The 24,210-nt window shown below is 71.2% G+C and carries 25 protein-coding genes and 1 pseudogene; 15 read left to right on the top strand and 11 right to left on the bottom strand.

Features of this window, described 5'->3' with window-relative positions:
• Positions 1-146 precede the first annotated feature (146 nt).
• Positions 147-1,148: pseudogene (locus tag AB0K65_RS19875) on the bottom strand (UDP-glucuronic acid decarboxylase family protein); the annotation flags it as partial.
• A gap of 522 nt (positions 1,149-1,670) precedes the next feature.
• Positions 1,671-2,279 (bottom strand): TetR/AcrR family transcriptional regulator, encoded by a 609-nt coding sequence (locus AB0K65_RS19870; RefSeq protein WP_365718235.1) that lies wholly within the window; start codon positions 2,277-2,279, stop codon positions 1,671-1,673.
• Positions 2,280-2,347: 68 nt separating this feature from the next.
• Between AB0K65_RS19870 and AB0K65_RS19865 the strand changes: the two genes are divergently transcribed.
• Positions 2,348-2,794 carry a VOC family protein gene (locus AB0K65_RS19865; protein WP_365718233.1) on the top strand — a complete coding sequence of 149 codons (447 nt, stop codon included), beginning with the start codon at positions 2,348-2,350 and terminating at the stop codon, positions 2,792-2,794.
• 247 nt (positions 2,795-3,041) lie between these two features.
• Here AB0K65_RS19865 and AB0K65_RS19860 read toward each other — a convergent pair whose 3' ends face one another.
• The gene (locus AB0K65_RS19860) at positions 3,042-3,518 is read right to left on the bottom strand and encodes a hypothetical protein (RefSeq protein WP_365718231.1); all 477 of its coding nucleotides are present in this window, start codon (positions 3,516-3,518) and stop codon (positions 3,042-3,044) included.
• Between the two features lie 292 nt (positions 3,519-3,810).
• Between AB0K65_RS19860 and AB0K65_RS19855 the strand changes: the two genes are divergently transcribed.
• On the top strand, positions 3,811-4,869 hold the full coding sequence (locus tag AB0K65_RS19855) for a hypothetical protein (protein WP_365718229.1): 1,059 nt from the start codon (positions 3,811-3,813) through the stop codon (positions 4,867-4,869).
• A 25-nt stretch (positions 4,870-4,894) separates the two neighbouring features.
• On the opposite strand, the gene AB0K65_RS19850 is transcribed toward AB0K65_RS19855, so the two are convergent.
• Together AB0K65_RS19850 and AB0K65_RS19845 are read right to left on the bottom strand one after the other, a co-directional pair.
• On the bottom strand, positions 4,895-5,443 hold the full coding sequence (locus AB0K65_RS19850; protein WP_365718227.1) for a GNAT family N-acetyltransferase: 549 nt from the start codon (positions 5,441-5,443) through the stop codon (positions 4,895-4,897).
• 212 nt (positions 5,444-5,655) lie between these two features.
• Positions 5,656-6,222 (bottom strand): TetR family transcriptional regulator C-terminal domain-containing protein, encoded by a 567-nt coding sequence (locus AB0K65_RS19845; protein ID WP_365718225.1) that lies wholly within the window; start codon positions 6,220-6,222, stop codon positions 5,656-5,658.
• Between the two features lie 100 nt (positions 6,223-6,322).
• On the opposite strand from AB0K65_RS19845, the gene AB0K65_RS19840 reads away from it, so the two are divergent.
• The 5 genes from AB0K65_RS19840 (at position 6,323) to AB0K65_RS19820 (ending at position 11,693) form a co-directional block, all read left to right on the top strand.
• The gene (locus tag AB0K65_RS19840; protein ID WP_365718223.1) at positions 6,323-7,999 is read left to right on the top strand and encodes a CocE/NonD family hydrolase; all 1,677 of its coding nucleotides are present in this window, start codon (positions 6,323-6,325) and stop codon (positions 7,997-7,999) included.
• A 119-nt stretch (positions 8,000-8,118) separates the two neighbouring features.
• Positions 8,119-9,069: an ABC transporter permease gene (locus AB0K65_RS19835; protein ID WP_365718221.1), complete on the top strand. Its 951-nt coding sequence runs from the start codon at positions 8,119-8,121 to the stop codon at positions 9,067-9,069.
• Positions 9,066-9,920, top strand: a complete 855-nt coding sequence (locus AB0K65_RS19830) for an ABC transporter permease (protein WP_365718219.1) — start codon at positions 9,066-9,068, stop codon at positions 9,918-9,920. Before AB0K65_RS19835 ends, AB0K65_RS19830 begins: the two co-directional genes overlap by 4 nt.
• A complete protein-coding gene (locus AB0K65_RS19825) occupies positions 9,917-10,912 on the top strand; it encodes an ABC transporter ATP-binding protein (RefSeq protein ID WP_365718218.1) in 996 nt (331 codons plus the stop codon). Before AB0K65_RS19830 ends, AB0K65_RS19825 begins: the two co-directional genes overlap by 4 nt.
• Positions 10,905-11,693: an ATP-binding cassette domain-containing protein gene (locus AB0K65_RS19820; protein WP_365718217.1), complete on the top strand. Its 789-nt coding sequence runs from the start codon at positions 10,905-10,907 to the stop codon at positions 11,691-11,693. The genes AB0K65_RS19825 and AB0K65_RS19820 overlap by 8 nt, the downstream gene beginning before the upstream one ends.
• 268 nt (positions 11,694-11,961) lie before the next feature.
• Here AB0K65_RS19820 and AB0K65_RS19815 read toward each other — a convergent pair whose 3' ends face one another.
• The gene (locus tag AB0K65_RS19815; protein WP_365718216.1) at positions 11,962-12,393 is read right to left on the bottom strand and encodes a helix-turn-helix domain-containing protein; all 432 of its coding nucleotides are present in this window, start codon (positions 12,391-12,393) and stop codon (positions 11,962-11,964) included.
• Positions 12,394-12,489: 96 nt separating this feature from the next.
• On the opposite strand from AB0K65_RS19815, the gene AB0K65_RS19810 reads away from it, so the two are divergent.
• Entirely contained in the window at positions 12,490-12,840 is a 351-nt protein-coding gene (locus tag AB0K65_RS19810; RefSeq protein ID WP_365718215.1) for a DoxX family protein, read from the top strand.
• A gap of 137 nt (positions 12,841-12,977) precedes the next feature.
• On the opposite strand, the gene AB0K65_RS19805 is transcribed toward AB0K65_RS19810, so the two are convergent.
• The 4 genes from AB0K65_RS19805 to AB0K65_RS19790 form a co-directional block, all read right to left on the bottom strand.
• Positions 12,978-13,334, bottom strand: coding sequence for a transposase (locus AB0K65_RS19805; RefSeq protein WP_365718214.1), 357 nt, complete (start codon positions 13,332-13,334; stop codon positions 12,978-12,980).
• Positions 13,335-13,353: 19 nt separating this feature from the next.
• Entirely contained in the window at positions 13,354-13,746 is a 393-nt protein-coding gene (locus AB0K65_RS19800) for a hypothetical protein (RefSeq protein WP_365718212.1), read from the bottom strand.
• An 88-nt stretch (positions 13,747-13,834) separates the two neighbouring features.
• Positions 13,835-15,283 (bottom strand): amidase, encoded by a 1,449-nt coding sequence (locus AB0K65_RS19795; RefSeq protein WP_365718210.1) that lies wholly within the window; start codon positions 15,281-15,283, stop codon positions 13,835-13,837.
• Positions 15,284-15,312: 29 nt separating this feature from the next.
• On the bottom strand, positions 15,313-16,959 hold the full coding sequence (locus AB0K65_RS19790) for an ABC transporter substrate-binding protein (RefSeq protein ID WP_365718208.1): 1,647 nt from the start codon (positions 16,957-16,959) through the stop codon (positions 15,313-15,315).
• A 376-nt stretch (positions 16,960-17,335) separates the two neighbouring features.
• On the opposite strand from AB0K65_RS19790, the gene AB0K65_RS19785 reads away from it, so the two are divergent.
• The gene (locus tag AB0K65_RS19785) at positions 17,336-17,797 is read left to right on the top strand and encodes a DUF3237 domain-containing protein (RefSeq protein WP_365718206.1); all 462 of its coding nucleotides are present in this window, start codon (positions 17,336-17,338) and stop codon (positions 17,795-17,797) included.
• Positions 17,798-17,860: 63 nt separating this feature from the next.
• On the opposite strand, the gene AB0K65_RS19780 is transcribed toward AB0K65_RS19785, so the two are convergent.
• Positions 17,861-18,274, bottom strand: a complete 414-nt coding sequence (locus AB0K65_RS19780; protein ID WP_365718204.1) for a MarR family transcriptional regulator — start codon at positions 18,272-18,274, stop codon at positions 17,861-17,863.
• Positions 18,275-18,477: 203 nt separating this feature from the next.
• Here AB0K65_RS19780 and AB0K65_RS19775 point away from each other — a divergent pair, with 203 nt between their 5' ends.
• From AB0K65_RS19775 to AB0K65_RS19750, 6 genes are all read left to right on the top strand, one after another.
• Entirely contained in the window at positions 18,478-19,389 is a 912-nt protein-coding gene (locus AB0K65_RS19775; protein ID WP_365718202.1) for an SDR family NAD(P)-dependent oxidoreductase, read from the top strand.
• Between the two features lies 1 nt (position 19,390).
• Positions 19,391-20,278, top strand: a complete 888-nt coding sequence (locus AB0K65_RS19770; RefSeq protein ID WP_365718199.1) for an amidohydrolase family protein — start codon at positions 19,391-19,393, stop codon at positions 20,276-20,278.
• Positions 20,279-20,312: 34 nt separating this feature from the next.
• Positions 20,313-21,881 (top strand): long-chain fatty acid--CoA ligase, encoded by a 1,569-nt coding sequence (locus AB0K65_RS19765; RefSeq protein WP_365718197.1) that lies wholly within the window; start codon positions 20,313-20,315, stop codon positions 21,879-21,881.
• Between the two features lie 85 nt (positions 21,882-21,966).
• Entirely contained in the window at positions 21,967-22,425 is a 459-nt protein-coding gene (locus AB0K65_RS19760) for a MaoC family dehydratase (RefSeq protein ID WP_365718194.1), read from the top strand.
• A gap of 228 nt (positions 22,426-22,653) precedes the next feature.
• A complete protein-coding gene (locus AB0K65_RS19755) occupies positions 22,654-23,628 on the top strand; it encodes a glycosyl hydrolase (protein WP_365718192.1) in 975 nt (324 codons plus the stop codon).
• Between the two features lie 180 nt (positions 23,629-23,808).
• Positions 23,809-24,204: a hypothetical protein gene (locus AB0K65_RS19750; RefSeq protein ID WP_365718190.1), complete on the top strand. Its 396-nt coding sequence runs from the start codon at positions 23,809-23,811 to the stop codon at positions 24,202-24,204.
• The last annotated feature ends 6 nt before the right edge of the window (positions 24,205-24,210 follow it).

The raw sequence follows: 24,210 nt of genomic DNA, 5'->3' as shown, positions 1-24,210 counted from the left end.
GAGTTCCAGGACGACCGCGAACGCGCCCGCGTCCTGGGCCGCCTTGGCGTCGCGCCGCCCGGGGCGGACGGTCCGTGTGCGGCGGTGGAGGCCACGGGGGTGCCGACGGCCGCCGGGCCCGGGATGCTCTGCTGCCGGCCGGTCCGGCTCGCCGCCATGGCCAGCGGGACCGTGTCGTGCTGGGCGCCACGGATCGCCGCGGCCGACGCGGTGAGCCGCTCCGGACGGGCGCGGAAGTAGGCGACGGTCCGGCGCAGGCCCTCGGTGATGTCGATCTCCGGCTCCCAGCCCAGCTCTTCGCGGGCTCGGGTGATCACCGGGCGGCGGCGGGTCGGGTCGTCGACCGGCAGCGGATGGTGTTTCACCTCGGAGGTGGAGCCGGTCATCTCCAGGACGATGGCGGCGAGTTCGGAGACGGTGCGCTCGACGGGGTTGCCGAGGTTGAACGGGCCCATCGCGGAGGAGTCGAGGAGGGCGAGGAGACCCCGGACCAGGTCGTCGACGTAGCAGAAGCTCCGGGTCTGCTCGCCGTCTCCGTAGATGGTGAGCGGTTCACCGGTGAGGGCCTGGGTGATGAAGCTGGAGACCACCCTGCCGTCGTGTGGGCGCATCCGGGGACCGTAGGTGTTGAAGATCCGCGCGATGCCGACGTCGAGGTGGTGCGTGCGGCGGTACGCGGCGGACACCGCCTCGGCGTATCGTTTCGCCTCGTCGTAGACGCTGCGGGGGCCGATGGAGTTGACGTTGCCCCAGTACGCCTCCTCCTGCGGGTGGACCAGTGGATCGCCGTAGACCTCGCTCGTCGAGGCGAGGATGAAGCGCGCGTCGTGACGCAGGGCCAGAAGCAGGGCGTTCTCGGTGCCTCGGCTGCCGACCGAGAGGGTCTCCAGCGGACGGCGCAGGTAGTCGGGCGGGGAGGCGGGGGACGCGAGGTGGGCGACGGCGTCGACGCGGCCGGCGACCTCCATGGCCTCGCTCACGTCGGCGTGCTGGAACTCGAAGGACGGGTCCGACAGAAGAGGGGCGATGTTCTCGGGGTCGCCGGTCGAGAAGTCGTCCAGGCACACCACCGAGTCGCCGCGCCGCAAGAGCGCCTCGCACAGGTGCGACCCAAGGAAACCACCGCCGCCTGTCACGGCAACGCGCATGTGTTTCTCCAGGAATGAGAAGTGGTACGGCCGCACCCCGTGCGTACGGTCAGCCACAGGGCACTCGACCGAACAAGCTGACATGCGGAGCACTCTCGTAATTGCAGGACGAGAGTATGGGCATACGTAGACATTTCCGGGGAGGCAAATCGCGGGCTGGGCCGTTCGGCGGACACCGCCGGGGCCCGGCCCACGGACCGCCGCCCCATGCGGCATCGCTTCCGCATCCGAAACCGGGGGGGCACCGGTCTCACACTCAGGGGTGAGGCCGAGTCACGTGCGCGCGGCGCGGGGCGCGGGGCAGGCGCGGGGCGCGGGGCAGGCGCGGGGCGCGGGGCAGGCGCGGGGCGCGGCATCGTGAAGCGGGTGAGGCGCGGGGCGTTGGGGCAGGCGCGGGGCGCGACATCGTGGAGCTGGACGGAGGGGCCCGGCCAGGACGTCCGGCCGGGCAGGAGAGGTTGCCGGGCAACGGCCCGTCATGCGGGCCGCGGCCCGACTCCCTGCCCCGCACGGCCTGAGAGGTCAGGCCGTGGCGCGAAGCCCCGCGAGGAGACGGTCGAGTGCCTGCTCCCCCGCCCGCGGGTCCCCACCCCGCGCGATCCAGAGCGCGGCCTCGTTCATCGCCCCCGAGAGCAACCGGGCCAGAGGCTCCACGGGCTGATCGGCGATGATCCCGGCTGCGGCGAGCGCGGTCAGGACCTCCGCGAGATGCCGGGCGGAGGACTCCTCGTCCATGGCCCGCCACTCGTCCCAGCCGAGCACGGTCGGCGCGTCGACCAGCAGAATCTGTCGCACCGCCGGGTCGCTCCCCGCGGCCAGGAAGGCCCGGCAGCCGGCCCGAAGTTGCTCCCAGAGGTCCTCGTGCCGCTCGGCGGCGGTCGCGACCCGCTCCCCCAGCTCCTGCTGGATCTCCCCCACGACAGCCCGGAAGAGCCCGACCTTGCTGTCGAAGTGGTGATAGGCGGCCCCCTTGGTGACCCCGGCGCCCCGAGCAACCTCGGCCAGCACCACGTGGTGGTACCCGTCGGCGGCGAACCGCCGCCGCCCTTCGGCCAGCAGCGCTCGCCGCGTGGCCGCCCTCTGCTCCGCCCGGCTGACCGCCATCGAGCGCACCGCCTTCGCATTTCGCATACCGAGGGTATGCTAACGCCAAGATTCACATACCGTGGGTATGCGAAATGGAGTCGAGGGAGCCTGCCATGACGAACGAACTCACGACCACGCCCAGGACCGGGCTCGGTGGCTTCTACCCGGTGCTCGCCAGCCGGGACGTGGCGGCCTCCCGCGACTTCTACACCCGCCACCTCGGGTTCGAAGCGACCTTCGAGGCGGACTGGTACGTCAGCCTGCGCCGCCCCGACGCCCCGCACTACGAACTGGCCCTCCTCGACTGCACCCACCCGACCGTCCCCGAGGGCCACCGCGGCGCGCATCAGGGGGGGTTGCTGCTGAACTTCGAGGTGGACGACGTCGACTCCGAGCACCAGCGGCTCGTGTCCGAGGCCGGCCTGCCCGAAGTGCTGCCGCTGCGCACGGAAGAGTTCGGCCAGCGTCACTTCATCACCGCCGCCCCGGACGGTGTGCTGATCGACGTCATCACCGTCGTGCCGCCCAGCGAGCGGTACGCCGCCCACTACACCCTCTGACACCCAGGCCACGCTTGAGGACCGGAGCAGCTCGGGGTCCCAGGGCAGCATCCCCACGCGGCGGCAGGAAGGTGCGCCGCGCACGGACGATGGTCTACGGCCCGGCCCGGCCCAGCACGGATGGCTGGATGGCAGAGAAGGGGCCTGGGCCCATAGCAGCATGGCCACGCGGGCCATTCCGGGCGGGAGCCTGTCGCGTTCCGGGTGGGAGACCGGCGCGACCGGGCCGCGCACCGCCGCGAGACCGTCAGGTGGCCGTGGGCCGGGGCGCCAGCGCAGTGCCGCACCGGCTGCAGAACCGCGCGTCCACCTCGATCGCGTGCCGTTGGCATCGGCCGCACACGAGGTGCACCGCGCACGTCTCCGTCAAGGGTTCGGTACTGGGCGGCTTGCCGATGCTCATGCCGGCACGCCTGCGGTGCGCCGTGAGATAGACCAGGCCGTCCGCGCCGGCTCTCAGCCCCCGTGCGGCGCCTCGCGGAAGGAGCGTGAGGGCGCCCGGAACGAGGTCCGACTCGGCGCCGTCCACGGTGAGGGAACCTCCACCCGCGACGGCCAGGAGCAGGACGTCGACCTCGGCCTCCGTGTGGACGGCGACGTCGGTGCCCGGCAGGAGCCGCACCACGTTGGCGTCCAGCTGGCGCCCGGACGTGCCCAGCCGCCACAGGGCGCCGCTCTGGCCGTCGGGTGCGGCCGCGATCAGCTCCGCGACCGTGACAGCCACGGCTTCCTCCTCGGCCACCTCGGTCCTCTCTCCGCAAAGTGTCGGCGTTGACGACTGCCATGATCTCGCATCGGCGGACGGCGGTCGTACGGGGCCGCGGCATCGGGGGCGACGGAGCGCTTGGCGGGCGGTCCGGGGGCCTGGCGTACCCAGGATGCCCGGACGGAGGCGCGGACCATCCGGAGGCTCGGAACGTCCGGAGGCGCCTCGGGTCGGCGCGGTCTCCCGCCTGTGGGAGGCCTGCCGGGGAAACAGTTGGCGGAGCCCACGGGGCGCTTGCGAGCATGCGGGTATGAGAACGACGGGGGATGAACGGATCGATGTGGTGCCGCTCGGCACGACGCGGGTCCAGGGCGCGGTCGAGGCGATCACCGGAGGGCGGCTCCTCGTTCGTACGCCGGGACGTGTGGAGGTCCATGACCGCGAGGGCTTCCTCACGGGCAGGGCCCGGAGCGCGACCGCCGTTCTGCGGACGCCGGACCAGGGCCGAGCGACCCCCGGACCCGATGGCGGCTTCGTGGTGGCCGAGGTGGCGTCGGTGCGGGCGGTGCACTCCGACGGCAGCACGCGCTGGGAGTTCGCCCACGACCCCTGGCACGGCGCGGCCCGGGCGCACTCCACCCCCTCCGTCAGTCCGGACGGACGGTGGGTGAGCGTCCTCGTGCCGACGCTGGAGCCCGACAGCCGGAAGGCGGCCCTGGTCTACGACCTGGAACCGGGTCGCAACTACACCTGGGACGAACTGGTGCTCCTGGACGCCGCCACCGGCGAGGTCCGCGGCCGTCGGCAGATCCGTTCACTGGCGTCGGGCGCGTCGCAGTGCTGGCACCCGGACGGCGGGGCGGTGGTGGTGTCCTGCTGGACCGCCTGGCAGAGCTGGTCGACGTGGTGGGTCGATCCGCGCACCGACGGCCTGCCCCTTCTCGGCGGCACGTGGATGTACGCGCTGGTCGGCTTCCTTCCGGGCTTCCGGGCGCTGACGCAACGGTACGCCGAGTACCTCTTCGCCGACGACGACCGCGATGAGCTGGCGGTGTACGACCTCGGCTCCGGGGAGCGGACCGGGCTGCTGGATCTCACGGAGCTGCGCCTCGACCCGGAGAACGACGAGTTCTTCTCCGCACAGGTCCTGGACGAACGCCACATCGTGGTCCCGGGCCGGGTCCACCCCGCGGGCGCGGCGCCGGAGACGCGGCACTGGCTTGTGCACGCGGACACGCTGCGTCCGCTCGGCCGGGTGAGCTACCCGGTGCCGGTCGACGAGGACGTCACGGTGTTGCGAGACGGCACCTGGCTCACGCGCGAAGGCGACCGGCTGCACCGCTGGTCGCTGGCCCGCACGGGCGCATGACATGTCGCGCCGCACGCCGTCCGGTTCAACCGGACGGCGTGACCACGCGCAAGACGCCGAACCACTGCTCGGCGCCGTACTCCTCGAACCGCTCGACCTCGATGAACCCCAGCTTGGACGCGAGGCGCATCGCGCGGTCGTTCGCGGTCCGGGTGCAGAGGACCACCGGTTCACCGGGGAGTGCGTCGGCGATCCAGTCGAGTACCGCCGCGCACGCCTCGGCGGCGTACCCGCATCCCCACGCTTCCGGCAGGAGCAGGTAGCCGAGCTCGGCCTCCTCGCCCTCCGCACGGACGTGACCCGGACGCTCCGCGTCGCGCCGGTCGAGCGTGACCATGCCGATCATCGCTCCGTCCCGCTCGATCACGAAGAGGCCGGGGCGCCGCCCGGGGACCCGGGGCACCGCGCGTTCGAGTTCGTCTCGCGGCCGAGGGCCACCGATATAGGTGCCCACCTCCGGTGACGCGAACAGCTCGACGAACGCCGCGCGGTCGCGGGCTTCGGACCGACGGAGCACGAGCCGTTCGGTCCGTATCGGGCCGGGCGCCCAGGCGTCGGGTCCGGGTGCCGTCATGGCGTACAACCTCTCTCTCGAGCCGGTGAAGGTGGTCCGAAGGGCCCTGCGACGCGCATGGCTTGACGGGGTGAAGAACGATGTCGGCCTGAACGAGGATGTCATGTCCGACGAGGCGTCGCCGCGGCCGCGTGCACGGTCGGGGCGCCGGACCGGGCAGCCGGGGTGAGACCGCCACCGCGCGGGGGAACTCCCTGTCGTCCAGCGGGCCGTCAGTCGCCGATCAGCGCGTCCACGACCGCCCTCGCCACGCGGCCCGTCCGCTCCGCCGTCCAGTAGGTCGGCTCCTCCATCGTGGAGACGTAGTAGCCGCGGGTCAGGAGGGAGAGGACGTCGGCCGCGAGGTCGGCGTCGGGGACTCCGGCGGCGGACGAGGCGTCGAGGAATTCGGCACGCGATTCGCGTGGCTCGCGGCGGTCGACGCCCTGGGGGTCGACGTGCGCCGTCGAGAGCATCTCGACCCAGAGGGTGCGGAGCAGCAGGTCCTCGGGCTCCGTGCTGAGGTGCCATTCCACCGTGGCGCGCAGGCGGTCCGCGCCGCTCCGGTCGCCCAGGTGGGCTTCCAGGTCGGCGCGCCACCGGGACTCCGCCGCGCGCACGGCGTTGGTGATGAGAGCCATCCGCGTGGGGACGTAGTTCGTGACCATCGCGGTGGATCCGCCGAGCTCCTTGGCCACGGCCCGGATGGTGATGGCGCGCGCGCCGTCCCGGGCGGCGACAGCGAGGGTCGCCTCGGCGATTGCCTTGCGGCGCTGGACTTCGTCGACGTCGATCGGCATGAGAGCAACCTAGCTCAGAGGGGGTTGACGTTGAACGTCCCTAGATGCAACGCTGTTATATCACGTTGTTTTCTTAAGGTTGGTTCCCTGGAGGGACTTCATGAACCTTGCCGTCCACCGCGTCACACCGGAGCCCGTCCCTCCGCACGCGCGGCAGCACTACGTGCGCATGCGCGACGGCGTGCGGCTGGCCACCGACGTCTACGGCGCCGAGCCGGAAGCGGCACCCGCGCCGACCGTCCTGGCCCGCCTGCCGTACGACAAGAACAGCCGGTACGCGTTCTTCGACAAGATCGCGGAGAGGTTCACGGCACGCGGCTACGTCGTGGTGGTCCAGGACGTGCGGGGCAAGTTCCGCTCGGAGGGGCGCACGCTCGGCTGGACGGGAGAGGTCGACGACGGCTACGACACCCTCGAGTGGATCACCCGTCAGCCCTGGTCCGACGGGATCGTGGGCATGTTCGGCGACTCGTACTACGGCTTCACCCAGTGGTCGGCGGTCTCCAGCCAGCACCCCGCCCTGCGCGCCATCGTCCCCCGGGTGACCTCCACTTCGAACGCCCCCGGCATCGCCACCTACGACTCCGGCTCCGGCCGGCAGCCCCTGTGGCTGGAGGGGGCCACCTACCAGGCGCAGGTCTGGACGGACCGCGACAGCTACGAGTTCGACGTCGATCTCACCCGCCGCCCGGTCATCGCCGCCTACGAGGAGGCGTTCGCCGCGATCGGGAAGCGCTCGGCCGGTTTCGACCTCGTCGTCGGCGGCATCCCCCTCTCCCCGTACAACGGTCCGCACCCCTACGACGCCCGTCCGGTGCCGGTGCTGCACTGCGTAGGCTGGTTCGACAACCTCGGCATCGCCCACATGCGCGACTACACGGAGCTGGCCAGGCGTCCCGGCTGGGCGGCCGTCCAGTACCTGATCGCCGACACCATCGACCACGAGAACTACTTCCTGGAAGACGCCCCGGCGACGCCCGAGACCGACCACCTGGCCGGCGAGAAGGCCCTCGCGCGCATGCTGGACTCCTACACCGGCCCCGCCATCGAGTTCTTCGACGTCTTCTTGAAGGGCATCGCCCCGCCCGACTCGCTGCCCCGGGTGCGCTGGAAGCTCGGCCACGCCGGCTGGCGCACGGCGGCCTCCTGGCCGCTGCCCGAAGCCACGCACACCGAGCTGTACTTGACGGAGGCCGCCGCGGCGAACGGCACGGTCCCCGGTGGACGGCTGGCCGCGCGCCCGGGCGGGACGCCGGAAGCGGCGGAGTGGCGGTACGACCCGGACGATCTCGTGCCGTCCGCCGCGACCGACACCTTCCTGCAACTGCGGGACCACGCCGACGAACGCCGCACACTCGATCGCGACGACGTCCTCGTCTTCACCGGCTCCGCCGCCGGCCGGCCGCTCGACCTCGCCGGTCCCGTCCACGCGGTGCTGCACGTGGAGAGCACGGCGCCCACCTTCGACATCTTCGTCCGCCTCCTCGACCTGGCACCGGACGGCACGGCGCGCCTGATCGTGCGGGGATGCACCCAGGCCCACGGGCCGGGCGAGGCCGAGATCGCCCTGGGGCACACCGGCTACCGGCTGCGTCCGGGCCACCGTCTCGCGCTGATGATCGCCGGCAGCGACTTTCCGAACCACCTGCCCAACTCCGGTTCCCTGGAGAGTCCGTGGCAGACGACCACTCCCCAGGCGAGCCGGCAGAGGCTCCGCACCGGCTCCGCCCACCCCTCCCGCCTGTGTCTGACCGTCCTGCCCGAAAGCGGCGAATAGCCCCTGCACCCTGGAGGGCTCATGCTCCCTCTGCGACATCTTCCCCGTACGTCCCCGCCCACCGGTTCGGCCGTACGCCGCCCTGCCGGGGAACAGCGCCCCGAAGGGGGAGGTCCGAGATGAGCCTCCGCTTCGTCGCCACTCGGCTGGGCATGCTGGTCGTGACCGTGCTCTTCTCCAGCCTGGCCATCTACGGCGCGATGTTCCTCACGCCGGGGGACCCCGCCACGCTGCTCGTCGGCGGCAGCCGGGACCCCGACCCCGCCGTGCTTGCGCAGATCCATCGTGAGTACCACCTGGACGATCCGTTCGTCCAGGGCTACTGGCACTGGCTGAGCAACTGCCTGCGGGGCGACTTCGGCACGTCCCTCGTCTACCGCGACTCCGTCGCCGGCCTCATCGGTGCGCGCGCCGGCGACACCTTCGCCCTCGTCGCCTACGCCTCCGTCCTCGTCCTCGTGGCCGGCACCGTCATCGGCACCGTCGCCGCCCTGCGCGGCGGACGCACCGAGACGCTGGCCACGACCCTGACGGCGGGCGCGATGGCCGTACCGACCTTCATCATGGCGGTCCTGCTCATCTGGCTCTTCGCCGTCCAGCTGCCGTGGTTCCCGGTCTACGGCTCCGGCGAGGGCTTCACCGGGACGCTGACACACCTGACACTGCCCGCCGTCGCGCTGGCGATGACCTGGATCGGGTACGTCGCCCAGGTCACCCGGACCGCCGTCCGCGCGGAAATGCGCTCCGAGCACGTGGAGACCGCCCGCAGTCGCGGCGTGCCCGAGCGCACGGTGATCCGACGGCACATCCTGCACAATGCCTCCGGCCCCGTCTTCGCCGTCTCCGGCGTCGGCATCGCCGGACTCATCGCCACCGCGGCCGTCGCCGAACAGGCCTTCGGCACCGGAGGGCTCGGAGCCCTCATGATCGAGGCCGCGTCCAAACAGGACATGGCCGTCGTGCAGGCCGTATCGCTGATCTTCGTGGTCGTCTTCGTCGTCATCAACACCACCGTCGACCTGGTCAGCGCCGCCCTCGACCCCCGGACCGCACAGAAGGGGGTCCGATGACCACCGCCCTGTCCACTGCCGTCGCGCCCGGGCGGACCGGACGCCCCCGCGACCTCCTGACGCTCGGCGCGGGATGTGTCGTCGCCCTCTTCGTCCTGCTGGCCGTGCTCGGACCGCTGCTGGCCCCGCACGACCCGAACGCCGTCGACCCCCTGAACGTCAACGCCGGACCGTCGCCCGCCCACCTCCTGGGAACGGACGACACCGGACGCGACCTGCTGTCCCGGCTGATCGCCGGAGCCCGCGCCAGCCTTGCCGCCCCCGCCGTCGTCATCGTCGTCGCCACCACGCTCGGCACCCTCCTCGCGCTGGCGGCGGCCTGGTTCGGCGGCCGGCTCGACCGGGCCGTCTCGGGCACCCTGGACATCGTCTTCGGCTTCCCCGGACTCATCATGGCCGTCCTCGTCGCCGCGGTCTTCGGCGCCGGGCTCACCGCACCGATCGTCGCCCTGTCGATCGCCTATCTCCCCCTGATCACGCGCGTCGTGCGCTCCGCCACGATCAAGGAACGCAACCTGCCCTACGTCTCGGCGCTCCAGCTCCTCGGCGCGCCCACCGCCCGCATCTGGCTGCGGCACCTCCTGCCGAACCTGCTGCCGCTGGTCCTCGTCCAGGCCACCATCGGATTCGGCTACGCCCTGCTCGACGTGGCGGCGATCTCCTTCCTCGGCCTGGGCAGTCAGCCCCCGGATCCCGAGTGGGGACTGATGGTCGCCAACGGCGCCCCCTCCATCCTCGCCGGCCAACCACAGCAGTCGCTGTACGCAGGCATCGCCATCCTGGTGGTGGTCATCGCGTTCAACCTGCTGGGGACGGGCCTGTCCCGACGTCTGCTCGGAGAGAACGCATGAGTGCCACACCGCTGCTCCGGATCGACGCGCTCGGCATCGATCTGCCCCTCGACGGAGCACCGCGCACCGTCGTCCACCGGGCCGACGTCACGATCCCCGAGGGCGCGGCCGTCGCCCTGGTCGGTGAGTCCGGATCCGGCAAGTCCCTGACGGCCCGTTCCGTGATGGGCCTCCTTCCCGGGAAGGCCCGGATCCACGGGGACATCCTCTTCGACGGGGAGTCCGTCCCGCGGATGACGCCCGAGCGCCTGCGCGCCTTTCGCGCGCGGGAGGTCGCCATGGTGTTCCAGGACCCCCGCGCCCACATCAACCCGGCACGTGGTGTGGGCGACTTCCTGATCGAGGGACTGACCACCACACGCCGTGTCCCGGCCGCCGAAGCGGCCAGGAGGGTCGCCGGGATCCTGCGCGAGGTCGGCATCGCCGATGCCGACCGGCGCATGCGCCAGCGGCCCCACGAGCTGTCGGGCGGCCTGCTCCAGCGCGTCATGATCGCCGCCGCGTTGGCCGCCGAACCCCGCCTGCTCCTCGCCGACGAGCCGACCACCGCCCTCGACGTGACCACCCAGGAAGAGGTCATGGCCATCATCGGCGAGGCCCGTGAAGCCCGCGGGCTCGCCATGCTGTTCATCACGCACGACCTGGAGCTCGCGGCAGCCGTGTGCGACCGGGTCGTGGTGATGTACGCGGGCACGACCGTGGAGGAAGTGCCCGCCGACCGTCTGCGCGGGCGCGCCGCCCACCCGTACACACGCGCCCTGCTCGCCTCCCGCCCTCCGGTCTCCGACCCCGCCGCGGAACTGCGCTCGATCCCCGGCCGGCCCCTGTCCGGCTTCGAAGCGCCCGGTGGATGCGCCTTCGGCGACCGATGTCCCCGGGTCCAGGACCTGTGCCGCAGCGACCGGCCGCGGCCGGCCCCCGCCGGTGACGCCACAGCGGCCTGCCACTTCCCCCACACGCTCTCGCCCGAGGAGGCCGGAAGCCATGCTTGAGGTACGCGCCCTTCGCAAGGAGTTCGGTGACTTCGTCGCCGTGGACGACGTGACGTTCTCACTGCCGGAGCACGGTTCCCTGGCGATCGTCGGCGAGTCGGGCTCGGGCAAGACGACGACCGCCCGCATGATCGCCGGGCTCGAGTCACCGACCGGCGGACACGTCGTCGTCGCCGGCGAGGAGCGCCGGCCCGGGCGGGCACGGGCGGTCGAGCGCCGTGCGCGCGGCCGCCGGATCCAGATGGTCTTCCAGGATCCCTACTCGTCCCTCGACCGGCGCCAGCGCGTCGGGGACGCCGTCGCCGAGGCGGTCGCCCTGCACCGGCGCCTGCCCGCGGACCGGCTCCGCGCCCGCGTGGCCGAACTGCTCGACATGGTGGGCCTGGACGACCGGCAGGCACGCTCGCTGCCGAAGGCCCTCTCGGGCGGACAGCGTCAGCGCGTCGCCATCGCCCGCGCCCTGGCCGCCGAGCCCCGGGTACTGATCCTGGACGAGGCCATCGCCGCCCTGGACGTGTCCATCCAGGCGCAGATCCTGACCCTGCTCGCCCGTATCCGGTCGGACACCGGTACCGCCCTGCTGTTCATCACGCACGACCTGGGCGCCGTCCGGCACATCAGCGACGACGTCCTGGTGATGCGGGCCGGAAGGATCGTCGAACGCGGCCCCGCCGCAGCGGTCCTCGGCGACCCCCAGGACCCCTACACCCAGCGCCTCATCGGCTCCATCCCGAAGCCGGGCTGGAAGCCGCGAAGGAGGACGGACGGAGCCGCCGCCTGACGTCCTGGACGCCACGCGGCCCACGCAGGAAGACGTCTGTCCCGGCGAGGGGGCGGGACAGACGTCTTCCTACGGCGTGCCGGCCCCGTCAAGCTGCGTGCCGACGCAGCACACTGTCGGCGGTCCTGCGGGCATGGCCGCCGAAGGGCGAGGCGCAGACGGCGAGGCCCCGCACAGCACACGCTGTGCGGGGCCTCGCCGTCTCGTTGGCCGTCACCGTCGCCTCCGCGAGGCGGTCGTGTGGTCCGCCTGGGGCAGCTCCTGTTGATCAGAAACGGCTCGGGTTCTCATCGACATGAGGAGTCTTCACCAAGGTCGCCTGATCCGCCTCGATGGTCCTGGCCGCCTGGGCTGCTTCCCGGAAGGTGACGACCGCCTCGCCGTTCTCCCGCGCCCATGCGGTGAGCATCCTGATGGGCTCCTCCAGGGTTCGCCCGAGATCGGTCAGGCTGTACTCCACGCGCGGCGGCGCCTCGGCGTACGCGTGCCGCTCGACGAGCCCATTGGCCTGGAGCCGACGCAACGTCTGGGTCAGTACCTTGCGCGAAATGCCACCGCTCAGCTCGACCAACTCGCCGTGGCGCAACGGGCCGTCGGTCAGCGCGAAGAGCGTGACCATGGACCACTTGCTGGCGATGATCTCCATGGCCAGGAGAGCGGGACAGTCGGCGAGGAAGACAATTCCGGGTCGCAGGCTCATGCCCCGAAGGTTACCTAGAGGTACCTGACAGCCGCCTATCGTCGTCACGGTGCGCACGCCCCCTTACTCGCATCTCGCACGATTGAGGTTTCAGGCATGTTCCTCTCCCTTGCCGTCGTCACTGTGTTCATGTCGGCGCTTCTCCTGGTCTCGGCCGGGGCCAATTCTCTGCGGACGCGGCACATCACCGAGCAGATGTCCACCCTCGGAGTGCCGCAGGGCATGATGGCTTTCCTGATCGGCGCTCAGATCTCGGGCGCGGCCGGCGTGATCGCCGGACTCTGGTGGGGACCCGTCGGAATCGCCGCCGCGATCGGCCTGGCGCTCTATTTCGCTGGGGCGGTCGCCTTCCACCTGCGCGTCGGCGACCGCAAGGGCGCGTCTCCGGCGGATGTCCTCACCATGGCCTCCGTCGCCCTGATCGCATTGCGTGCTGCCACCCTCTGACAGCGGACAGCCGCTCTGACGCCCGCCTTGATCGTGCCGAGTGGGGTCGGTCTCCGATGAGGACGGCCACCGTTGATCATCGTGAGTTGTGTCGACAAACGAAGATCAGCCGGTGGCCGTGGGCCACAGCGTGTTGATCAGAAACTCATGGGGTCCTCGTCCAGGACGTAGCGGACGTGTGGGCCGCCGAAGTAGCCGCGGACTATGTGCGGCTGGCGCTGGCGCCGGCGGAGGAAGCGGCTGGTACCGGCGGCGAGTTCGGCTTGATCGCGGGCTCGGTGCTGCCGGGGCAGGCTGTGCTTGAGGTCGGCGTTGACCAGCTCGTCGGGGTTCAGCTCGGGTGAGTAGGCGGGGAGGAAGTGCAGCTCGACGTCGTCGGGGTGGGCGGCGAGCCAGTCGCGGACCTTCTTGGACCGGTGGGCGGAGTGCCCGTCGACGGCGAGGTGGACCTTGTGGTCGAAGTGGCCGGCCAGCCGGTCCAGGAAGCGACACATCACCTCGGCGGTGAAACGGTCAGCTCACCCGGTACAGCTTCGCGATCCGCTCGCCCACCAGCCGCCGCGTCCACAGGTGCCCGCCCAGGCCCACGTCGCACGGGCGATGGTCGAGAACCGCCTGACGCACGGCGGCCTGCTCGGCCTCCCCGAGTACCTGGTGCACCCCGACCGGCCTGCCCCGCGGCTGCATGACCAGCGCCTCTCGCCCGCCGGCCCGCCACGTCGACCACCCGGATGTCCGCCGAAGGGTCGCCGCGGCGAGTTCGTCCGCGGTTACGTCGTCCAGGAGCTCGAACACCGCGACGTCGTCGCCGCGCTCGACAGCCGCCAGCAGCGGGGGAAGGTGCGTCGGGTGATTGTGCCCGCGCGAGTGATCACGGGGCGAACGGATTTCGGGCGAGGCCGCCACGATCCGCGGGAGGGAAGACCAACGGCGTGCCCCGGCGGTCGGATCGAGACCGCCGGGGCACGCCGTCGAGGGGCCGGCCGACGGGCGATCAGCCGGTCTGCGCCCAGGAGAGGGTCGGCCGGGTGCGCGTGGCCCGGGTCTCGATCGCCGTGGCGACGTGGAGCAGCAGGTCCTCCTGGAAGCGTCCGCCGATCAGCTGCACGCCGGAGGGCAGTCCGTCGCGCAGGCCGGTGGGCACGGAGACGGCCGGGAAGCCGAGCACGGGCACGGCCTGCATCGGCCACTGCGCGGCCAGCACTTCGCCCACGCGGGCGTCGCCCGCGAGGTCGGCGTCCTGCTCGAAGGGCGGCTCGGCGCAGACGGGCGTCAGGACGATCCGGTCGTGGCCCAGGAACCGCTGGAGGCGGCCGATGAGGGTGCCGCGGCGGGCGTAGCCCCGGATGTAGTCGGTGAGGGTGGGCTGCTCACCCCAGGTCTCGGCGGCGGCGGCGAACGAGGCGGCGAGGGAGACGCGTACGGTGTCGTCGCCGAACATCTCGATCTCGGACATCATCGTCTTCAGCTCCTGGTAGAGCAGGAGCGACCACAGCCGGGCGGCCTCACCGAGGAGGGGAAGGTCGACCTCCTCGACCTCGTGGCCGGCGTCGCTGAGCCAGCGGGCCGCGTCGTCGACGGCGGCGTCGACGGCGGGATGCGGCTTCACGCCTCCGGCGTCGCGGACGACCGCGACCTTGACGCGGCGGGGCTCGCCCAGCGGCGGGCGCACGGGGAGGCCGACGGGGTCGTTCAGGTCGGGGCTGATCATGGCGTGCAGACCGAGCCGGACGTCGTCGACGGTCCAGCCCAGCGTGCCGTGGACCGCCATGGTCTGGAAGGACAGCGGGCTGTCGAACTCCTCGGCGCCGCGCGGCTCCACCCCGGAGACGAGTCCCATGGTGGGGCGCAGGCCGACGGCTCCGCAGCAGTAGGCGGGGAAGCGGACGGAACCGCCGATGTCGTTGCCCTGTGCGATGGGCGTCATGCCGGCGGCGACCGACGCGGCCGCGCCTCCGGAGGAGCCGCCCGGAGTGTGGCCGGGATCCCACGGGTTGAGGGTCTTTCCGTGCAGGTCGTTGCCGGTGAACCAGCGCACGGAGAAGGCCGGGCTGTTGCTGCGGCCCAGCAGGGTCGCGCCCGCGTCGCGGAGGCCGGCGATGCAGACCGCGTCGTCCTGGGCGATCGCGCCGGCCCAGGCGGGGATGCCGTGCGACGTGGCGTATCCGCGCTGCGAGGTGTTGATCTTGGTGGAGACCGGGACGCCGAGCAGCGGGGGCAGTTCTCCGCCGGCCGCGACCGCCGCGTCGGCGGCGGCGGCCTGGGCCAGGGCGTCCTCCGGCCGGATGTCCACGAGGGCGTTGAGCGCCGGGTTGGTCTCCTCGACGCGGGCGAGGAACGCCTCGGCGACCTCGGTCGCCGAGAACGCCTTCGCGCGGATGCCGGCGGCCAGTTCGGCGGCCGAGTGGTCCCACAGCGGCCTGTCGCCGGTGGTGTCGGTCATCGTCGTCTCCTGATTCGAAGGGGTGGCGGTCACTTCTCGGTGCCGCCGATGTAGGCGGCCCACGGCATGCCCATGTACGCGAAGGAGGTCGGCGCGCCGCTGATCCGCTTGTTCATGAACATCCGCTCGTGCGTGGTGGCGAGGAACACCGCCGGGGTGGTGGGGGTGAAGAGGGCCTGGGCCTCGGCGTACGCCTTGGCCGAAGCCGCGGGGTCGGAGGAAGCGCGGGCCCGGTCGAGCAGCCGGCTGACCTCGGGGTTGTCGTAACCCGTCCAGTTGAAGATGCCACGGGGGGTGACGCTCTCGGCCACGTAGGAGGACGGGTCGGGCATCGTCACGTAGCCGAAGGTGAGGATGAGGTCGAGGCCCTTGCGGACCGAGGGGTCGTAGAAGAGCGAGGACATCTCGGTGGGCTGGAGCTGCTTGATCTCGATGTCGACGCCGATCTTCCCGGCCGCGGCCTGGATGAAGGTCAGCGCCTGCAGTCCGCGCTGGTCGCCCGCGGGGATGGCGGCCACGAGCGGACGGGAGACCGGGCGGGCCTGTGCGACCAGCTTCCTCGCCTTCTCCTCGTCCGGCTCGGGGACGTCGGGCAGCGCGGCGTAGGCGGCGTCGTACTGGGCGGCGGCCTTGTCCCCCTGCCAGGTCAGCGGTGGGACGAGGGATTTCAGGGTGGTGGCGGCACCGCCGAAGACGTTCTTGATCAGGGCGTCACGGTCGACGACCAGGGACAGGGCGTCCAGAAGCCGGCGGTCGGCCGCGGGCGTCTCGGCGTGGGCGGGGATCAGGAGCACGTTCTGGGTCGACGGGCCGAGGTGAACCGCGCCGTTGCCGGCCTTGCCGAGCGCGGTGGCGCTGCTGGGCGGCAGTTCGTAGGTGCCGTCCACCTCGCCGGACAGGAGGGCGCTGGTCAGTGTGTTGTTGTTGGTGATGAACCGGAACTCGACCTGCTTGGCCTTCGGCTTCAGCTGGGGATCCCAGTAGGCGTCGTTGCGCACGAGGGTGAGGGTGCTGCCGGACTTCCAGGGGCCCAGTTTGAACGGCCCGGTGCACATCAGGCCGCCTCTGGTGGTGCCGTACGCGGAGCCGGCCCTCTCGGTGTACGCCTTCTGGTTGACCGCGCCGAACGACGTGGACAGTGCCTTGGGGAGTGTCTGGTCGTACCCCTTGGTGCTCAGGGTCACCTGGTGGGGGCCGGTGGCCTTGACGGAGGTCACGGCGGACAGGTGGTTCCCGTACAGGCCCTGCGTCCTGGGGTCCCGCTGTCGCTGCAGGCTGTGGATCACGTCGTCGGGCGTCATGGGCGAGCCGTCCCAGAACGTGACGTCCGGACGGAGGTCGAGGACGAGGGTCCGGTCGTCGGTCCAGGTGACCTTACGGGCGAGGCCGGGACTCAGGGAGAAGTCGGCGTTCATCCGGGTCAGGGTGTCGCAGAGGTTGGCTTCGACGGTCTGGGGCGAGTAGTCGCCGATCTTCGCGGGGTCCAGGGTCGTCGGCTCGCCGTAGGGCAGGGCCCAGGTGACCCGGTCCACTTCGGACGTGCCGGGGGCCGTGGTGGTGGTCAGATCCTCCGGCCTGGGTGTGGCGCTGTTTCCGTTCGACGGGCTGGTGCAGGCCGTGGCGGCCAGCAGTCCCACGCTCGTGAGCACCGTCAGCACCGTTTTCTTCGCAGCCATAGCTGATGCTCCTTGCCGAGGGGAGGGAGGAGGAGGGGACGCTCGACATGGGGGGAATGACATGGGGGATGAGACACGCCGACGAGCCGTCGTAAACGAACGTCATATAACGTTGTTGCATGTCACGCTTGCATCTGGTGAGCTAGGGCGTCAAGAGCCAGACGAGACCGTCTCGCGCGGACCGGGGCTTGCGTCTTCCCGGAACCCTCCGCGCCAGGGCTCACCCGACCGGCGACGATGCCTCGCGGCCTCACGGTGTGCGCCGCCCCGCCCGCGTTCCGGGCCGAGCGGCGGCCCGTCCCCGCCCCTGCGGCGAGGACGGGCTGATCGCGCCGCGCGAGCACGCCGCCCTTTCCCACAGAAGCGGAGAACCGCCATGCCCTTCACGCCCGCCCTCGAGTTCGCGTTCGAGATCCGCGCCGAAGTGTCCGGCACACTGCACATCGGCAACGGTGACGGGGAGATCACCGAGTTCACCCCCATCACGGGAGGCACCGTGGACGGGCCCCGCCTGCGCGGGACGGTCCTGCCCGGCGGAGGCGACTGGAGCAGCACGCGCGGGGAGGTGTGCGAGCTGGAAGCCCGCTATCTGCTCCGGGCGGAGGACGGAGCCGTGATCGACATCGTCAACCGCGGCTACTACCACCCCGCCGTCGACGCCCCGGACCAGTTCGACGGAGAGGTGCAGGTCTCCGAGGCGGGGCACTACTACCGCACCTCGCCGGTCTTCCGCACGGACGCCTCCGCCCACCGCTGGCTCGCGGAGACGGTCTTCGTCGGCCTCGCCCGCCCGGACGGTGACAGCGCCGTGATCATCCGTATGTACGCACTCGCCTGACGGAAGGCTCGCTCACGGGCCGCGCATCGCGCGCGGGCCGTGACGCGGCGGCCGCGATCCCACTCAGGAGAGGGATCGCCACGCCGCGACCAGCGCTTCCCGCAGTACCCCGACCTGCTCGGCGCTCAGGTCGGCGACCATGCGCTCCTCCAGCGCGCGGGCGGGCCCGGCGTACTCGGCGAGCAGCCGCCGCCCCGGTTCGGCGAGCAGGATGAGGCGTTCGCGACGGTTGGCGGGGTTGGGCTCGCGACGGATCAGGTCGCGGCCCTCCAGCGCCCGGACCATGTCGGCCATCGACTGGGCGGTGACGAAGGAGTCGCGGGCGAGCTGGGCGGCGGAGACGCCGTCGCGGCGCTCCAGCACCGTCAGGGCGGTGTACTGCAACGCCGTGATCCCGGCGGGCTTGAGCAGCTCCTCCAGGCGGGCGCGCACCGCCAGCTCCGTCCTCTTGACCAGATAGAGCAGCGAGGTGCTCACGTTCGTCCTCCCTGATGAGGTTCGGGCGGGTGCCGCCTGGGCTCCCCGCGGTCGGCGCCACCGGGGTGGCGGCACCTCCTCACCCTATGGCATTGACAGGAATCCTGTTGATTACCCAGACTGATGTTCATCAGGATTCCTGTCGATCCCGGCCCGCGCCGGCGCTTCGGCATACCTCCCCCTCCGTACGAGAGGCACCTCTCATGAACCTTCAGGGCAAGGCCGCCGTCGTCACCGGCAGCGGACGCGGTCTCGGACTGGCCTACGCACAGGCCCTCGCCGCGGCCGGCGCCGCCGTGGTCGTCAACGACGTCGACCAGGCCGCCGTCGACGCCGCCGTCGCCTCGATCACGTCCGAGGGCGGCACGGCGACCGGTGTCGTCGCGGCGGTCGGCGACAGCGCGTCGGCGCGGAAGCTCGTGGACACGGCGGTCGAGCGGTTCGGGCGTCTGGACGTGCTCGTCACCAACGCCGGCATCCTGCGCGACCGCGTGCTGTGGAAGATGACCGACGACGACTTCGACGACGTCGTCCGCGTCCACCTGCGCGGCACCTTCACGTGCGCCCGGGCCGCCGCCGTCCGCATGCGCGAGCAGGGCACCGGAGGACGCCTGGTCCTGGTCTCCTCCCCCGCGGGCCAGCGCGGCAACTTCGGCCAGACCAACTACGCCGCCGCGAAGGCCGGCATCGTCGCCATGGCCCGCACCTGGGCCATGGAACTCGGCCGCGCCGGCATCACCGTCAACGCCGTCGTTCCCGTCGCCGCCACCGAGATGACCCGGACCATCCCGGCCTTCGCCCCGGTCATCGAGGAGTCCGAGCGCACCGGCAAGCCACTGCCGGACTGGCTGCGCAAGGACGAGGGTCTCGGCACCGTCGAGGACGTCGCCGCCCTGATCACCTTCCTGGCCTCGGACGACTCCGACGGAGTCACCGGGCAGGCGATCGGCATCGGCGGCGACCGGCTGGCCCTGTGGGCGCACCCCAAGGAGAAGGCGGTCGCCTTCTCCGACGGAGGCTGGAGCGCCGACGCCATCTCCGCCGAGTGGGCGGGCGGCGTCGGAGCCGAGCCGGAGACGTACGGCATCCCCGCGCCGCAGGCCCCGGAGGCATGACATGAGCGGCCTGACGCTCGACATCGACCGGCTCACCGCCATCGACGTGCACACGCATGCGGAGATCTCCAAGGACGGCCACGGAGCCCTGAGCCCCGAGCTGTTCGGCGCCTCCGAGGAGTACTTCAAGGCCCACGGACACCGGCAGCCGACCATCGCGGAGATGGCCGAGCACTACCGCGAGCGCCACATGGCCGCGGTCGTCTTCACCGTCGACGCCGAACACGCCACCGGCCACCCGCGGATCTCCAACGAGGAGATCGCCGAGAGCTGCGCCGCCCACGCCGACGCCCTGATCCCCTTCGCCAGCGTCGACCCGCACAAGGGCCGGGCGGGCGTGCGCGAGGCCCGGCGTCTGGTCGAGGAGTACGGCGTCCGCGGCTTCAAGTTCCACCCCAGCATCCAGGCGTTCTCCCCCAACGACCCGCTCGCCTACCCCTTGTACGAGGCGATCGAGGAGCTCGGCGTGCCCGCGCTCTTCCACACCGGCCAGACCGGCATCGGCGCCGGCGTCCCGGGCGGGGGCGGCATCCGGCTGAAGTACTCGAACCCAATGCTGGTCGACGACGTGGCCGTCGACTTCCCCGACCTGCGGATCATCCTGGCGCACCCGTCCTTCCCCTGGCAGGACGAGGCACTGGCGGTGGCCACCCACAAGCCGCACGTGTACATCGACCTGTCCGGCTGGTCTCCGAAGTACTTCCCTCCGCAGCTCGTCCGGTACGCCAACACCCTGCTCAAGGACAAGGTGCTCTTCGGCTCCGACTACCCCGTCATCACCCCGGACCGGTGGCTCGCCGACTTCGCGAGGCTCGACATCAGGCCCGAGGTCCGGCCGAAGATCCTCAAGGAGAACGCCGCCCGCCTGCTCGGTCTGACCACGACCTGACCCAGGGGACCGACCACCGACTGAAGGAGACGCCGTGTTGAACCAAGGCATCGGCTCCTGGCCGGCCCGCCGGGCCCGAAAGACCCCCGATCGCGTCGCCGTCGTCCATGAGGACCGCGCCTGGACCTACCGTGAGCTGCACGCCCGGGTCCTGCGCCTGGCCCACGCCCTGCGCGGGCTGGGTGTGGCGCGGGGCGACCGGGTCGCCTACCTCGGCCCCAACCACCCTGCCTTCCTGGAGACCCTGTTCGCCGCCGGAGCCCTGGGGGCGGTCTTCGTCCCCCTCAACACCCGCCTGACGGTGCCGGAGTTGGCGTACAACCTGGCCGACTCGGGCAGCACCGTACTCGTCCACGCGGCCGGCCCGGCCGAGGCGGCCCGTGCCGCGACGGCCCAGGCGGGCGTGCGGCACCGCATCGTGCTCCCCCGCCCCGACGACTCGCCCGACCCGCCCGGCATCGAAGACGCCTTCGACTACGAGGATCTGCTCGCCGGCGCCGGGACCGGCCCGCTGGACGAGATCGTGGCGCCCGAGGACCCATGCATGATCATGTACACCTCCGGGACCACGGGCCGCCCCAAGGGCGCCGTCCTCTCCCATGCCAACATCACGTGGAACAGCGTCAACGTCCTCGTCGACACCGACCTCTCCGGCGACGAGGTCACCCTCGTCGTGGCGCCGCTGTTCCACACCGCCGCCCTCAACATGACGTGCCTGCCGACCCTGCTCAAGGGCGGCCGGGTGGTCCTCCTCGGCGCCTTCGACGCCGAACGGGTCCTGGAACTCGTCGAGGACCTGGGAGTGACGTACCTCTTCGGCGTCCCCACGATGTTCGACGCCATGGCCGCCCGGCCGCGCTGGAAGACCACCGACCTGTCCAGCCTGCGCACCCTCAACTGCGGCGGCGCCCCCGTGCCCGCGCGCACCATCGCCGCGTACCTGGCCCGCGGCCTGGCCTTCAGCCAGGGGTACGGCATGACCGAAGCATCGCCCGGGGTCCTCTTCCTGGACCGGGAGCAGGCCGCGGCCAAGGCGGGCTCCGCCGGCGTGCCGCACTTCTTCACCGACACCCGTGTCGTGCTGCCGGACGGCAGCGACGCAGGCCCCGGACAGCGCGGCGAGATCCTCGTCCACGGCCCCCATGTGATGAGCGGCTACTGGGGCCGGGCCGAAGAGACCGAGGCCGCCTTCGCCGACGGCCGATGGCTGCGCACCGGCGACATCGCCCGCACGGACGACGACGGCTACGCCTACATCGTCGACCGGGTCAAGGACATGTACGTCTCGGGCGGGGAGAACGTCTACCCGGCCGAGGTGGAGGACGTGCTCCTCACCCACCCCGCCGTCGCCGAATGCGCGGTCATCGGCGTGCCCGATCCGCTCTGGGGTGAGGTGGGCCGCGCCGTCGTCGTCCTCACCCCCGGCGCTCGCGCCGGGGAGGACGACATCCTCGGCCACCTGCACGGCCGCCTGGCCAAGTACAAGATCCCCAAGTCCCTCGTCGTGACCGCGTCACTCCCCCGGACGGCCACCGGAAAGATCGTCAAGCCGGCCGTACGCGCCACCCACGCACCCGGGACCGCCGAGCGCCACCACCCGTGACGGGCGCGTCCGCAGCGCCCTCTCGGAGGCGACGCTCCCCGTTTCCCCTGCCATCGCCACCGCCCTGCCCTTGAAAGGAACCCTCATGCCCACGATCGTCAACGGCCTCGACGGACTCATGGCCCTCACTGGAGCCGACCTCGGCCGCACCGAATGGATCGAGATCACCCAGGACCGGGTGAACACCTTCGCCGACGCCACCGACGACCACCAGTGGATCCACACCGACCCCGAGAAGGCCAAGGACGGTCCCTTCGGCGGCCCGATCGCACACGGCTACCTGACCCTCTCCCTCGTCATCCCCCTCTTCGGCCGGCTGCTCACCATCACCGGCACCTCGATGAGCGTCAACTACGGCCTGGACAAGGTCCGTTTCCCCAGCCCCGTACCGGTCGGCGCGAGGATCCGGCTCCACGGCGCCGTCGGCGCGGTGGAGGAGGTCAGGGGCAACGGCGTGCAGATGCCGCTGACGTTCACCGTCGAGGTCGAGGGCGGCGACAAGCCGGTGTGCGTCGCTCAGGCCGTCTACCGCCACTACGCCTGACCGCCCACTCGTTCCCGGATCGCATAAAACGCCTATGAGGGATAAGCGAGCAGCTTCTCGGCGGGGTTCAGGAAAAGTTGAGTAAAAGAATCGCGGGCGGTCACGGAAGACGAACCGGTCCATTGACGGCCGACGACGCGGCGGCCACTTTAAGGGCGAAACAGATTCCGTTCGACCACGAGAGCTGGGACGCCCATGAGAACGATCCGGCACTGCGTCACCTCTGCCGTGACTGCCGCGGCCGTCACCGCGGCGATCTTCGTCTGGCCCGCGGCACATAGCGCGCAGGCATTTCCCGCGACCCCGAAACAGAATGTACTGAACTATCTGCGCTCCATTACCGGGAACAGCATCGTCTCCGGTCAGCACAACAAGGAGCCCGCTTCCGCCCCCGGCCAGTACACCCAGCAGGTGAAGGACGTGACGGGGCAGTATCCCGGCCTGTGGGGCGGCGACCTGATGTTCACCGCCACGGACGTGGCCAACCGCCAGCGCGTGATCGACCAGGCGAAGACCGAGTGGGCGAACGGCTCCCTGGTCAGCCTCACGTGGCACGTCTGCCCGCCGACCGGTGGAAGCACCTGTGCGTTCGAGGGCGGCGTGAAGTCGACCATCACGAACGCGCAGTTCTCGCAGCTCCTCACCGAGGGAAGCGCCCTGAACAACGCCTGGAAGCGGCGGCTCGACGAGGTCGTCCCCTACCTCCAGCAGCTGAAGAACGCGGGCGTTCCGGTCCTCTTCCGGCCGCTGCACGAGATGAACGAAGCGTGGAACTGGTGGGGAAACCGGCCGGGAGCGAACGGCAGTGCGCGCCTGTACCAGATCACCCGCGACTACCTCGCCGGGACGAAGGGTCTGGACAATCTGATCTGGGTCTGGAACGTGCAGGACAATCCGGCCGGCGGCTGGAGCACCTACTATCCGGGCAATCAGTACGCGGACGTCGTCTCGCTGGACGTCTGGTACAAGAACCATCCCAGCTCCGCCGACTACCAGCAGATGCGGACCATCGCGGGGACGAAACCCATGGCCATTGCGGAAATGGGCAAAATGCCGACCTCCGCACTGCTGAACAGTCAGACCCAGTGGTCGTGGTTCATGATGTGGTCCGAGCATCTGCGCGGAAACAACACCAACGCCGAGATCCAGGCGGCGTATTTCCACCCCCGAGTACTGAACCAGGGCGAGGTCAGGCTGCCCTGACGCCCCCGCGCGGGCACCGCACGACGGAGGCCGCCGGCCGTGCGGTGCCCGCGGCGGACCGGAGACCCGATCCTGCCGTGGAAGGGATCGGCGAACCGACCGTGGACCGGATAATGGAACCGACCGGGGCCGACGCGCGGGCGGCCCCGACCGGAACCCACCGAAGAGAGGGAGTGGCCGATGGCGCTCAAGGACGGCCAGCGGGTGAGGCTGGCGGCCGACCTCGGACTGCACGGGTCGCTCTCGCTGACCGGGGACACCCCGGCGGCGACGACGCCTGTCGTCGGGCTGCTGTCCCTGGCAGCGGGCACCGAGGGCACTGTCGAGCGGGTCGATCAACAGCCGCGGGTGGAGAGCCATGAGGTACGTGAGTACGTACGGCTCAAGTCGCTCCTCGACGACTTCGGTCCCCAGATGCCACCGGGGAGCAGGAAGCAGCTCGAAGACCAGGTCGGATCCCTGGAGCCGGCGTGGACCGCGTACGAGCAGCAGAGGCCCGGCGTCACCGTCCGCGTCCGCCTCGACAACGGATTCGTCCTCGACGAGGTGGAGGAGACCCTCTTCACCACCTCCTGAGGCGGC

The sequence above is a fragment of the Streptomyces sp. NPDC053755 genome, assembly GCF_040677675.1.
Taxonomy (GTDB): Bacteria; Actinomycetota; Actinomycetes; order Streptomycetales; family Streptomycetaceae; genus Streptomyces.
Note: the sequence above shows the minus strand (reverse complement) of the source record. Positions and strands in the feature narration are given on the sequence as shown.

Coding starts and splice junctions, on each gene's coding strand:
- AB0K65_RS19775 (WP_365718202.1), top strand. CDS start 18,478: ATGAACCTTCAGGGCAAGGCCGCCGTCGTCACCGGCAGCGGACGCGGT.
- AB0K65_RS19835 (WP_365718221.1), top strand. CDS start 8,119: ATGAGCCTCCGCTTCGTCGCCACTCGGCTGGGCATGCTGGTCGTGACC.
- AB0K65_RS19750 (WP_365718190.1), top strand. CDS start 23,809: ATGGCGCTCAAGGACGGCCAGCGGGTGAGGCTGGCGGCCGACCTCGGA.
- AB0K65_RS19865 (WP_365718233.1), top strand. CDS start 2,348: ATGACGAACGAACTCACGACCACGCCCAGGACCGGGCTCGGTGGCTTC.
- AB0K65_RS19790 (WP_365718208.1), bottom strand. CDS start 16,959: ATGGCTGCGAAGAAAACGGTGCTGACGGTGCTCACGAGCGTGGGACTG.
- AB0K65_RS19795 (WP_365718210.1), bottom strand. CDS start 15,283: ATGACCGACACCACCGGCGACAGGCCGCTGTGGGACCACTCGGCCGCC.
- AB0K65_RS19770 (WP_365718199.1), top strand. CDS start 19,391: ATGAGCGGCCTGACGCTCGACATCGACCGGCTCACCGCCATCGACGTG.
- AB0K65_RS19820 (WP_365718217.1), top strand. CDS start 10,905: ATGCTTGAGGTACGCGCCCTTCGCAAGGAGTTCGGTGACTTCGTCGCC.
- AB0K65_RS19815 (WP_365718216.1), bottom strand. CDS start 12,393: ATGAGCCTGCGACCCGGAATTGTCTTCCTCGCCGACTGTCCCGCTCTC.
- AB0K65_RS19810 (WP_365718215.1), top strand. CDS start 12,490: ATGTTCCTCTCCCTTGCCGTCGTCACTGTGTTCATGTCGGCGCTTCTC.
- AB0K65_RS19785 (WP_365718206.1), top strand. CDS start 17,336: ATGCCCTTCACGCCCGCCCTCGAGTTCGCGTTCGAGATCCGCGCCGAA.
- AB0K65_RS19855 (WP_365718229.1), top strand. CDS start 3,811: ATGAGAACGACGGGGGATGAACGGATCGATGTGGTGCCGCTCGGCACG.
- AB0K65_RS19825 (WP_365718218.1), top strand. CDS start 9,917: ATGAGTGCCACACCGCTGCTCCGGATCGACGCGCTCGGCATCGATCTG.
- AB0K65_RS19805 (WP_365718214.1), bottom strand. CDS start 13,334: ATGTGTCGCTTCCTGGACCGGCTGGCCGGCCACTTCGACCACAAGGTC.
- AB0K65_RS19760 (WP_365718194.1), top strand. CDS start 21,967: ATGCCCACGATCGTCAACGGCCTCGACGGACTCATGGCCCTCACTGGA.
- AB0K65_RS19840 (WP_365718223.1), top strand. CDS start 6,323: ATGAACCTTGCCGTCCACCGCGTCACACCGGAGCCCGTCCCTCCGCAC.
- AB0K65_RS19870 (WP_365718235.1), bottom strand. CDS start 2,279: ATGCGAAATGCGAAGGCGGTGCGCTCGATGGCGGTCAGCCGGGCGGAG.
- AB0K65_RS19845 (WP_365718225.1), bottom strand. CDS start 6,222: ATGCCGATCGACGTCGACGAAGTCCAGCGCCGCAAGGCAATCGCCGAG.
- AB0K65_RS19850 (WP_365718227.1), bottom strand. CDS start 5,443: ATGACGGCACCCGGACCCGACGCCTGGGCGCCCGGCCCGATACGGACC.
- AB0K65_RS19830 (WP_365718219.1), top strand. CDS start 9,066: ATGACCACCGCCCTGTCCACTGCCGTCGCGCCCGGGCGGACCGGACGC.